8 protein-coding genes are annotated in these 11,818 nt (G+C 68.8%); all 8 read right to left on the bottom strand.

Features of this window, described 5'->3' with window-relative positions; genetic code table 11:
* Positions 1-4: 4 nt before the first annotated feature.
* Positions 5-508 carry a hypothetical protein gene (locus tag GEV07_03025; GenBank protein MQA01732.1) on the bottom strand — a complete coding sequence of 168 codons (504 nt, stop codon included), beginning with the start codon at positions 506-508 and terminating at the stop codon, positions 5-7.
* 2,279 nt (positions 509-2,787) lie between these two features.
* Positions 2,788-3,864, bottom strand: a complete 1,077-nt coding sequence (locus GEV07_03020; protein ID MQA01731.1) for an amidohydrolase family protein — start codon at positions 3,862-3,864, stop codon at positions 2,788-2,790.
* Positions 3,865-3,867: 3 nt separating this feature from the next.
* The gene (locus GEV07_03015; protein MQA01730.1) at positions 3,868-4,590 is read right to left on the bottom strand and encodes a hypothetical protein; all 723 of its coding nucleotides are present in this window, start codon (positions 4,588-4,590) and stop codon (positions 3,868-3,870) included.
* A complete protein-coding gene (locus GEV07_03010) occupies positions 4,587-7,328 on the bottom strand; it encodes an AAA family ATPase (protein ID MQA01729.1) in 2,742 nt (913 codons plus the stop codon). Before GEV07_03010 ends, GEV07_03015 begins: the two co-directional genes overlap by 4 nt.
* 115 nt (positions 7,329-7,443) lie before the next feature.
* Positions 7,444-8,817 carry an AAA family ATPase gene (locus GEV07_03005; GenBank protein MQA01728.1) on the bottom strand — a complete coding sequence of 458 codons (1,374 nt, stop codon included), beginning with the start codon at positions 8,815-8,817 and terminating at the stop codon, positions 7,444-7,446.
* Between the two features lie 203 nt (positions 8,818-9,020).
* On the bottom strand, positions 9,021-9,707 hold the full coding sequence (locus GEV07_03000; protein ID MQA01727.1) for a hypothetical protein: 687 nt from the start codon (positions 9,705-9,707) through the stop codon (positions 9,021-9,023).
* Positions 9,704-10,069 (bottom strand): hypothetical protein, encoded by a 366-nt coding sequence (locus GEV07_02995; GenBank protein ID MQA01726.1) that lies wholly within the window; start codon positions 10,067-10,069, stop codon positions 9,704-9,706. Before GEV07_02995 ends, GEV07_03000 begins: the two co-directional genes overlap by 4 nt.
* A 1,354-nt stretch (positions 10,070-11,423) precedes the next feature.
* A complete protein-coding gene (locus tag GEV07_02990; GenBank protein ID MQA01725.1) occupies positions 11,424-11,654 on the bottom strand; it encodes a hypothetical protein in 231 nt (76 codons plus the stop codon).
* Positions 11,655-11,818: the final 164 nt, after the last annotated feature.

The raw sequence follows: 11,818 nt of genomic DNA, 5'->3' as shown, positions 1-11,818 counted from the left end.
ATCCTCAACCCCGCTGTAGATCTGTGATGTACTCGTCGGCGAGTGCCCGGTCGAAGATCACGACGAGGTCATCCGGTTGGTACTCGAGACCCCCGTCGTCAGCGAGCGTGCCCAACGCGACCGTGACCCGCTCACCACCCGCGAAGTCGAGATGAAACCCCACATCGGTCCAACCCGAGGCATCCGGCTTCGGCCCAGCGACAGCAGTTACCCAACACGTCTGCCCCACCAGCGGTCGCCAGTCCGGCCACCGACCCACCTCGACGGCGTCGCACCCGTCCGTACTCACAACCCGCCCCATCGGATGCTCGGAGAACGAGACCCACGCCGTCGGCAACCGGAGGTTCCAGACCGCCGAGTACGTACGCCCGCCAGCGAACCGCAACTCGAAGCCGAAGTCCACCGAGTGGAAGCCCGCGAACGCCACGTTCTCAGCGCGAGCCTGCCCCTCGACCGTGTAGTAGGTAACCGACTCCAGCGCCGCCCCAGGAGGCTGCTCGATCGCCATATCCTCCGCCTTCGTCGATGTGTCGCACCCAGCAGCGGTGCCCTCAGCCCCGGTAGGGCAACTCGGCAAAGAATCCGAAGTTGCCGTTCTTGTCGTAAACAATGGCACGACCGTCAGGCGCTACGTAGACGGTCCCGCCCTTACATCTGCCTGTTTCCCTGGCCATCTCCACAGTGCGTGGGTCGTCCAGGATCTCACTCACCTGGCGACGCGCAATCTCGTTCTTGCCGACTTCGTCGCCTCTCGATCGAGGAAACCTCGTACTCTCGCCTCGCGCCTCCGTCGAGCACGGGCTTCCCCTGCTCGTCCCGGACGATCTTCCCGCCGGGCCCTTTGTTGTCCAGCTTTTCCGCGGCCCTCTTCAACTCCTCGTTCGTCCGGCCAGATCTGGGCCATGGACGCCCAGGTGACGGAGGTCTTGCGTGGCGGGCGGGCGGCGGCCTCAGGTACGGGGGAGTGCCTGGAACTCCCCAGCCACGAGGAAACGGATCAGGAACCAAGGGGATGACGGTGCCGTTACCGGGCCGATACGGATTGGCAGCGTGGTGGGCCTGCTCCGGAACTGGACGGCTGCCGCGGTCGATGTGCGGCGCACCAGTTGTGGTGTCCCTGCCGGCGGTTTGGTCGGGGAACGCTAGGGCTAGAGCTTGACCGGCAGTGTGGCCACGACCCGCGAGCACGTCGAGACGGTCCAAGTCGTCGGTGGTGAGCTCGGCGGCGCGCGTGAAGACCGCAGCAGCCTGCTCCGCGGCTGCTATTGCGGCGGCGTGGAGTTGCTGGTGGTGTGCGAGCAACCGGGAGCGGCGACTGTGCAGCGCCGGACCTGCTGACGAAGATGCGCCGGGACCAAATCGTGGGCAGCGCAGTGGCTGGTAACTGTCGCGAGGTCGCGGTGCCAGGTCACGACGTCGTCACGTAGCCGGGCGTGTCTGGAGCATAAGCTGGTCATGGTCCGGGCGTAACGGCGCAACCCGACAGCCGCGAGCGCGCAGGCGGCGGCCTGCACACCGGCCTCGCGGGCGTGCACGGCCACAGTCTCCGTGGCGTTTGCCCGACCAGGACCGGCCAACCAGGCATTGCGTACGGCCTTGGCCGCGTGGACGAGACGAGCGCGTGCCTGCCCTAGCCCAACCGCCGCATCGCCAGCCAGACCGGCGAGCTCCGTCAACCGCACCGGGTCACCCGATGGCGCGGCCAGCTCCGGGATCGGCGGCGGCAGGTCCGCCTCCGCGTCTCTCAACGTTGGTTCGACCGTCGTGGTCATGGCTGGAGCTGGAGCTCATTGGCCTGCGCGACATCCGAATCCGACACCAAGGCGGAGGTCCTTCGCACCCCGGCCGCCGCGTCCTCCATGCCCTGCGCGCTAGCCGCCAGCCGGTTGGACCCCCGCGTGATCAATGCCGTAAACGCTGCGGCCGCAGGAGCTGGCATCCCGCCGTCACCGGCATTACCCAACCGGCGCCGCACCGTCTGCGCCGCGTCCGCTGCCTCCACCACGGTCGCTGCGCCGAGGCCACGCCGCTCGGGCGCATCTCGAGCCCCGTCATGCCGAATCACCTCCACGCCAGCGGGACATCCGTGGCCGTAAAGGCAAGCAGAAATCTGGCCGCGCCGCAGGGCGGCCCGTGGATAATCCGACCAGCCCTGGGGTTATCCACAACCCATCAGATGACGGTTGCCCCCACCCACCACTGCCAGCATCCTTGAGCCTTGCTCCGGAAGCTGCCCTCTCGAGGACAATCCGCAGCATCGACAAGCAAGGGCCAGAGTAATCCGTTGTTCGGGTTTATCGTGTTGGCAGCGAGCGCCGTCGTCATACTCCCGGCGAACACCACCTATGCAACAACCAGCTCAGTACCGTCTCCATAGTGGCCTACGCCAGTCGAAGACCAACGCCGTGAACGGGCATCCTCACCGAGTGGCGATCGGGGCAGCGTCGGGCGCCGGACGATGGCGGAGCTGTGGATGCGCTCACGTTGGCTGAGCGGGCTTGCGCGGAGTTCGGGCCGCCGGCGCCGTTGGTGAGGACGGCTCCGCCGCAGGGGAAGCGGATGCTCGCCGGATGCCGACTCGCACGACGCCTGCACGCACGCGTACTCGAGGTCCGGCACGTACACCGCCACGGTCACCGCCACGTGGCGTGCCACCTGGACGGGTCACGACGATGACGACGGGGGAAGGCGGTGCACTGCCCACCATCGGCCCGCACCAGTACGTTCCGGGGCGCGGTCGTCGAGTCGCGTAGTGAGCTCGTCGGCGGCGCCTGACCGCCCGGGCAGCTAGCTCCCGATCACGCGGCCCGCGATCAGCATGCGTCGCGGGGCGTGCAGCACACCCAGGCCCTGGCGGGGGTCGGCGTCGTAGACGACCGCGTCCGCCGGTGCGCCCTCCTCGATGCCCGGTAGGCCGAGCCAGTCCCGCGCCGCCCAGGAGGCTGCGGCCAGCGCCTCCTCGTTGCTCATGCAGATGTCCGCGAGACGTTCGATCTCCTCCACCACGCGCCCGTGCGGCAGGCCGCCGGCGTCGGTGCCGACGTAGATCGGCACGCCCGCGTCGTACGCCGCGCGCAGCCGCTCACGGCTCGACGCCTGCAGCCGCCGCATCCGGGCGGCGTACGTCGGGAACCGGGTGGCGCGGTCCGCGATGTCGCCGAAGGTGTCCACGACCAACGTCGTCGGTACGAGCACCGCGCCGCTGGCGACCATGTCGTCGAGGACGTCCTCGCTGACGCCGGTGCCGTGTTCGATGGAGTCGATGCCGGCGGCGAGCAGGTCGGGAATGGCCTCCTCGCCGAACGTGTGCACCGCGACGCGCGCTCCCATCGCGTGCGCCTTGGCGATGGCCTCCACCAGAGCCGCCCGCGGCCAGTTCAGTGCGAGGTCGCCGGTGTCCCTGTCGATCCAGTCGCCGACCAGCTTCACCCAGCCGTCCCCGACGCTCGCCTGCGCAGCGACGGCGTCCGCAAGCTGCTCCGGCTCCACCTCCACCGCGTACCCGCGGATGTACCGCTTGGGCGGCGCGATGTGCTGTCCCGCGCGCAGGATGCGCGGCAGGTCCGGGTCGTCTTCGAGCTCGGCGAACCGCACCGGCACGCCTACGTCGCGCAGCAACAGCGCCCCGCGGTCGCGGTTCAGCTCGGCCTGCGCTCGCGCCTCCGCCAGCGACTCCACCGGGCCGTCCGGTCCGAGCCCTACGTGGCAGTGCGCGTCGACCAGTCCGGGGACGAGATACCCGCCGTCGGCGACGGTGACCGCGTCCGCGACCGGCGTCAGGCTCCACCGGCCGTCGACGACGTACAGGTCACGCAGCTCTCCGCTCGGGAGCACGGTGCCGCGCAGATGCAGCCGCTCAGCCATCGATCAACCGAGCCAGCCGGCGATGGTGAGCACGATGCCCAACAGGACGCGGATGACGACGAATATGCCGGCTGCCGGTGCCGCGACCCGTCCACACAGCCTGGCGAGGCCGGCGAAGTTCACCACCGTACGAAGCGGCGGGCCCTCGGTCACGTCCGGGTGCTTCAACAACACCGCCGCCGTGCCACCGGCGGCAGCGACCAGGATTACCCCCAGCAGCAGCAGGAGCAACGTCGGACTGGAGAAGAACGGGAAGCGGGCCGCGAAGTCCAGGATGAACGCCAGCAGCACGACCATCGCCATCGCGCCGGCCGCGAACCACACCAGCACCTTCGCGCGTTTGCCGCGCTCCTCGTGCCAGACGTCGACCTCCTTCTCCACCTCACGGAGCTCGGTCTCGGCCTGCTCGAGTCTGGACGTGCTGGCGTTCAGGTTGTCGCTGGCCGTCTCCCAGTTCGGGAAGCTCAGCCCGGCGGACGCGATCTGCCGCGGCACCTCGCCTGCACCGGTACGGTCCTGCACCTCGAGCACGAGGTCACGTGCCTCGCTGGCCCGGCGCAGCGAGTCGTCGATCTGCCGGCGGCGTTGCTCGGTCTGCTCGCGGCGCCCCTCGCCCGCAGTGCGTTCGATGGTCTCGGCGTCGTGCAGGGCCTTCCAGGCCTGCCGCGCGGCCACGTTGAAGTCGAGCAGCGCCCGTAGGTACGTGTCACCGACCTCGTTGCTCACGACGCACCAACTTCCCGTACCGGCCGAGAGGGGACGACGATCTCCGGCGAGGGACGCGCGAACGGGTCGACGAGCACCGGGGCGCCCTCGTCGCGCATGTCCCTGAACCACAGGCGTCCGGCGGGCGCGACGAACGGCGGCTTCGTGCCGAGGTAGCTGCCGGCGGTGAACTGGTCGACGCCGGAGACGCACCGCAGCTGCAGCCGCGACGACTCCTTGCCCAGCGACTTGAGCCGTTCGGGCTCGTCCACCCAGATCAGTGGATGCACACCCTTCGTCGGAGCGACCGTGAACAGCCAGTCGAGCGCGGACCCCGGGTGCTCAGGATCCGGCCTGATCGGCGCGGTCACGCCGGCATGGTGCAGGCCGACCACCGCGACCACGTTCGTGTCCAGCGACGTGTCCACCAACGTGGACAGCTCGTTCATCCGGCTCTGGCCGACGTGCCGGATCGCGCCGTCGTAGTACGCGATGACGTCGTCCAGCGGCCCGCGCGCGGGCAGGTTCTCCGGCAGCAGGTCGACGATGGTCAACCCGACCTCGCCGACATCCTCCTGCAGCGCGAACGCCAACAACGAGGAGCAGATCTGCGCGATCGCGAGGCGCTCGTCGCGTGCCGACAGCAACAGGCCACGTCCGGCGCCGGCGGACAACGGCACCCCGACGACCGACGGGGTGACGCCGACCGGTGCGCCGACGTACAGCGTCGGCTCGGTCGACTGCCGGATCGCGTCGGCGACGTCGGCGAGCTCGACCCCGCCGGTGCCCCGGCTGACCCTGATCTGTCCCGGCCGCTTGGCGCGCTCGGCCAGGTGGTGGCGGAGGTTGGCGCGCTCGTCCGCCTCCAGGATCGCTGTCTGGAACACCTCGTCGTGGTCACGGTCACCGCGGGCCGGGTTCAGCACGCCGGAACCGCGGCGGTTGTTGTCCAGCCGTCCCTGCACCATCCGGCCGAGCACCCTGGTCAGCTCGTCCGGCGGGCACCGTAGGGCGACGCGCAGGTGCAGCTGGTTGAAGACGGACGTCACCTGGCTGCCGCGCAGCGTGCCGAGCGACGCGAGGCTCTGGGTCGCGAGCAGCAGGTGGATGCCCTGGCTACGCGCCTGCTTGGCGAGCGTCTCGAGCGCCTCCCAGGCCTGCGCCTCCGTCTCGCCCTCCATCATCAGCTGGAACTCGTCCGCGATGAGGAGTACCCGGGGGAGCGTGTCGCCGGTCACCCGGCGGTAGCTGGCGAGGTTGGGCACCGGCTCGCGGTAGCGGTCGGCGGTCTGCTTGAACAGCTCGCGCCGTTGCTCGTCGAGCTGGACGAGATAGCGCAGCACACCCAGGGCGAAGTGCTGGTCCGCTTCGATGCCGACGGTACGGATGTGCGGAAGCGTCGGCCGGTCCGGGCGCGGCGCGTACTCCGCGAACTCCACCCCGGCCTTCATGTCGAGCAGGTGCAGCTCCAGCTCTTCCGGGCTGTGCCTGTGCGCCAGCGAGTGGACGAGGGAGTGCAGCAACGTGGTCTTGCCCGAGCCGGTCGGCCCGACTATCAGCCCGTGGATCGGTACGCCTTCGGCGTCCCCGAGCTCCACCTCCTGCGGCGACCCGTCGCCGCGCCGGCCGATGACCGCGGACAGCTTCTCCTTGGTGTTGGTCAGCCACGGCTTCTCCTGCTGCAGGAAGTACCGCAGCCGTACCGGACGGTTGGCGCCCTGGCGTGCCGCCGGCGCGAGCACGTCGGCGAAGAACCTGTGTTGTGCGTGACCGGGTGCGTCCGGGCAACTGGCCTTCACGTACTTCTGCAGCTCGGTCGGCGTGGTCTCCCAGGTGGCGAACCCGTCGCCACCGACGTGCAGATGATGCGAGTGCTCGGTGAGATCGCTGAGCTTGATGCCGTGACTGAGCGGACGGCTGGTGTCGAGCACCGCCACGACCGCAACACCGCAGCGCTGACCCGCCCGCGCGACGGCGCAGAGTTGCTCGAAGCTCTCGTTCTTCAACCCGATCGGCAGCCCGCCGGCGAAGACGATCGAGCACGGCACGCCGTTCGCCGTGCCGCGGCGCCAGCGGTCCACGAGCGTGTCCGAGCCGCCGAGCAGTACTTTCGTGCTGAGCTCCTGGATGTGGTCGAGCACCCCGCGCAGGTCGGCCGAGATCTCGTCGGCGACCGCGCGTACGCCGCCGCTGGCCAACGGTTCCGGCAGCCGGCTGAGCATGCCGAGGTTCTGCCCGAAGCCGGCCGCGTCGATCAGGTGCACGCGCATCGCGCCCGGCTGGGACGCCGCGACGGCCCGTACGACGAACGACTGCGCGAGCGCGTGCGCAGCGGCGGCGGCGCCCGCGTCGTGCGTGATGACCAAGCTGGTGCCGACGGCCGGCAGCGCGAGCGGCACCACCTCGGCGCCCTCCGGGCTGGCCATGTGCAAGCTCGTCACCGCGACCAGGTGCGGCGGGGAGATCGGTTCGCGGTACTCCGCGCTCCACACCGGCGAGTCCCAGGCACTCCAGCCGTACGGCGACCCGCTGCGGAACAGCTCACCGATCGCGTTGCGGGTGCCGTCCAGGGCAGCGGACAACTGCCCCCGGGCACGCGCTCGCGCGGTACGTAGCTGGTCGGCGACCCCGGTCGCCTCCGCGTTCTGCTGTCGATCCGCCGTAGTCGCCGCGGTCTCAGCCGCAGCACCGAGTTCCAACCGACGAAGCTCCACGGCCTCGAGAGCCGCGGCGAGCCGGTCCGCAACCGTCTGACCCATATTGGGTGTTGCCTCCAGGCGCTTACTGTGCTGTTGGTCCCGCGTCTTCGGTCAGCTTGATCATGAGCGTGAGCGCCGGTGGAGATTACCAGCGATCCGCTGCCAGCTCATCTGGTCATCGGAACTCGTCCGCGATGGTCGCGGCCAGCTCCAGGTAGTCCTCCTTCGTGGCGTCGGCGACGTACGCCTCGGTCGGCGCATCGGGGATCGGGTCGTACTGGATCTGGACCCCCAGATCCAGGTGTTCGTCGTAGCGGATCTTGCAGACGGCGCGGCACCGTTCGGCGAAGAACGTGGTGAGCGCGTCGACGTCGAGGCTCTTCGGCGTGGGGCTGCGGTAGTTGATGACTGCCACCGACCGCGAGACCAGGTCGTGGAAGCCGTGCTGGGCGATCCAGTCGAGGGTGCCGGCCGCCCGGGTGGCCGCGTCGCCCTTCGGTTCGGCCACGACGACCAGCGTGTTCGCCAGCGCCAGCATGTCGCGTACCCACGGACGCAGCACGCCGGTACCGCAGTCGGCGATGATCACGTTGTAGAAGCGCTCGAGGATGCTGAGCGTGTGCTGGTACTCGATGCCGCTGAAGTCCTCGCTGACCGCGGGGTCCTGCTCGTTGGCCAGCACGTGCAGCCGTCCGGCCAGGTTGGTGTACCTGTTCACCTCGGCGACCTGCTGGATCGGCGACCTGGCGTCGTGCGCGAGCAGCCCACGTACGGTGACGTCCGTGGCGCCCACCAGGCGGTCGCCCAACGTGCCCATGTCCGGGTTGGTGTCGAGGGCGACGACGCGGTCGCCGCGCCACTCCGCGAGCGTCCGGCCGGTCATCGCCGCCGTGGTGGTCTTGCCGACGCCGCCCTTGATGCTCATCACGACGACCCGCCACGCGCCGTGCAGCGGCCGGGTGACCCGCTCCCGACGTAGCCGCGCCGCAAGTTCGTCGTCCGAGGGGCCGAGGTTGACGGTGCCGAACGTCGCCCGGTAGACCGCCCGCCGCATGCCCTTCTGCGGGATGCTGTGGCTCTGCTCCAGGAACGGGTTCACCACGTCGGGCCGCGGCGTGGGCGCCGGCTGCGGTGGCTGCGGGCCCTGCGGCTGCGGTTCCTGGGGCTGTTCATGACCCTGTGGATAAGTCATCGATCCGGGCTGTGGATAGTCCTGATAGTACGGCGCCGTCGGGTATGCGTCGCTCCGGTACGGATCGGCTGGTGGCTGCGGGTGTGGGACGTGATTGGGAACACCGTCCTGGCTCGGTGGCTGCCAGGGCTGCCCCGGCTGGTACCCGACCTGCCCCTGACCCCAGGGGTCCTGCGCCTCGTCGAACGACGGATGCTGCGGTGCCCAGCCGGCCGAACCGGCGTCCGGGGTATCCGCGGGCTCGCTCTGCGACGGCGGCTCATCGCGCTGACCTGCGTCGGAGTGGTCAGCGTCGGCCTGAACCGGGGCATGCGGCGGCTGAGTGTATGACTCCGAGCCATCCGCGTTCTGCGTCATGCCGCCCCCGACGATCTGGTGGTCTGCTCCCGACGGTAACAAGATTTCCACAACCTGCTGCTTGCCGTCTGCCCCGGGCGTGCAGTGACGACGGATTCGGATCGCCGACGGCTACTTTGGCGGCGTTCGGCAACCACCGGCGTGACAGTGGGACAGCCGATGGTACACCGGCACACTTGTGGATAACTTCGGGCTCAACAGCCTCAGTCGGTCGGCGTCGCCGTCGAGCTGGAGGTGGGGGTACGGGGTGGTGAAGCCGGCCGCGCGGGCGTGGACCCGACCGTGCATTTCTCCGGCTGGTAGAAGGTGTCGTACACCCGCCAGCCGGCGTCCGTCTTCCGTAGGAAGGCGATCCCCCAGAAGTCCTCCGTGCCGCGGGAGCCGGCGATCTCCCGTCCGGTCCGGGCATCGACCGAGTACGACTTGCTCAGGTCCAGGCAGTCGTCGACGCTGGCCGTCTTGCCGTCGGCGTAGATGTCGACGCGCATGACGTTTGACTCCTCATGCCCGACGAGCCGCTCGTGCTCGCGGTGGTTGGTGCGCAGCGCCTGCAGGCGAGCGCGCAGCTCGGCGCCGGTCGTCCAGCCGCCGAGGTACTCGCGCTGCTCAGCTGGCGGCTTGCGTTGCGCCCGGTGCGACACGTCGATCAGCGCCTTGTACACCTCGCGGACCGCGTCCTCGGCGCCCATGGCCTGGTCGGAGTAGTCCCCGGACGCGGTCTCCGACGGCGCGGACGTCGCGCTGGGCGTACGGTTCACGGTCTCGCTGCCGGTCAACGACGGCAGCTCCACCGGCTCGTCCTCCTCCTGTGCGCACGCGGCCGCGGGCCCGGCCAACGCGAGCACGGCAGCACCGGCCAGCACCCGGCGGCCGAACCAGCGTCCGTTCATGGGTTGTCGACGAGCTCGCTACGCGCCTCAACCACCCGGACCTGGAACGTGGTCGACCGAGTCATCGTCGGCAACGTCCCACCGTCACCATCCGACCCGGCCCAGTCCGCACCCCACGACACAGTGACCCGCACCGTGTACGTGCCCTTCCGCTTATACGCGTGCCGGCACGCGTCCTGCTCGTCGGCGTCCTTCGCGTACGCAACCCCCGGCGCCGCACACGTCACCGGCGCCGACCCATCACCAGGATCCACCCGCAACCGAAACGCCGACGCCGTCGCCTTGGCCCACACATCGTCGGCCCGCGCCGTAACCGACCGCGCCCGATGCTGCGACTCGTCCAACCAAAACCACGTCGGCATCCGCACGAGCATCCGCTTCCCCCGCGGCGGCGCCGTCACCACCACAGGCCCAGGAATAGGCAACCGCGCACGCGCCCGCTCCACCAACTCCGCCACCGTCACCACCGGCTCCCCATAACCCCCACCCCCCGGCGACGGCGTCGAGCACTCCGGCCGCTCAACCGGATCCTTGCTCCAGCTCCCGGTGTTATCACCACGCATCAACACCGCCCGCCCAGTCGAATCACACGGCTGCGGCGGCCCACCCGACCTGCCACCACCAACCCCCGTCGAAGGCCCCGCCCCACCCGAAGGCGGCACACCTGGCTCCGACGACCTCCCAGACCGCGACTTCCCAGCTCCGACACACAGCCGGGTACCGCACCACTTACCGGCAGTGCCCTCCTTCGGCTCCGCCGCCGCAGCAGAAGCCAATCCCTGGCTCACCAATACCTCACCAACCATGACACCTGCGAGCAGACCCACCAGGCTGACGAGCAGACCCAGAAAAGGTCGAAATACGACCACTCCCCGCCTTCCTAGCTGATTCGGCCAACGCATGACTGCTTCCTTAGCTCGTTCCCTTGCATGCGCCAGCCCTTACGGGTTCTTTTGAAGTCTGCGACGTACCAGTTGTATCCGAACCGCTTTGTCACCTTGCCCGTGCGGGTGTTACGCATAAGGGCCATCCGATCATCCGAACAATCGTTGACAGTGGCCCGCTTTCCGTCGATCTCCACTCGGAACACATTCGGGACCGACTTGCCCTCGAGCCGGAGATTATCCTCTTTGAGTCCTCGTAGGCCGGACATAGACGCCGACAGTTGCGGGTCACTGAGCCACTTCGCTAGAAACCGCCGCTGCCTACTCTTAGGCAGATCCTGTGCCTCGGTCCAGTGGGCGCTGTAGTCTTTATAGACCGCCTCAATTTGTTCCTTGTCTGCCATGCCCTTCGTGCTCGTCGTCGATGGGCTGGGCGATGACGCGCTAGGGGTTAGGCTCGGGAGCGTCTTCGGCTTCGGGTCGTCCGCACACGCCGAAAGGCCGGCGACCACGGCAGTGGCCAGCACGGCAGCAGCGGTAACGCGGAGTGTCCCCGTCATGACGCCATAGCCTGCCTGGGCCGTGTTGGCACGGCAACCCCCTCGCCGCGATCTGTGGACAGAACTACGAGCCGTGGCCCCTAGCTGGCGCCCTCGAGCTCTGTCCACAGATCTGCCTTAACCCCTGTTGGCGGGGTGCTACTCGGCCGAAGGTGCAAGTGAACGCATCAGCCCGACGGAAGGAAACCAATGATGCCGACACCGTGCACCGACATCATCTGGGACGAGTGCTCCAGATGAACAAGACGCCTAAGAGCGGCGCCGCGGGGCCGTCAGCGCCACACCCTGGCCTTCTTTTTGTCGCCGTCCTGCTTGCGGCGCCGCACTCGCCGCCAGGTCCGAAGGAGGGCTACCAGAAGCGCGATGCCGAGCAGGATGGCGGCACCGTTAATGAACAGCTCCGTCGGCGACAAGCTTGCCTGGTCCGCCAGGTCGCCGACACGTACTCCGCGATCAGCCAACCAGCTCTCGACGTGCGGCTTGGCCTTGCGGTAGCCGAACACGGCTAGTGCAGCGAAGACCCCAATGACGCTTCTATGTCTGGTGTCAAGCCAACAAGATCAGCATCTGTGCTTACCCGGTCGGGTGAGCGGATAGTGCCGTCATTTGTCGGTAGAGCTGGCGGGCGATGTAGCGCTTGAGGCACCGACGGATTTCGCGGGGCGAG

This window comes from Streptosporangiales bacterium (genome assembly GCA_009379825.1).
In the GTDB taxonomy this organism is placed as follows: Bacteria; Actinomycetota; Actinomycetes; order Streptosporangiales; family WHST01; genus WHST01.
This window is presented reverse-complemented; position numbering and strand designations above follow the sequence as displayed.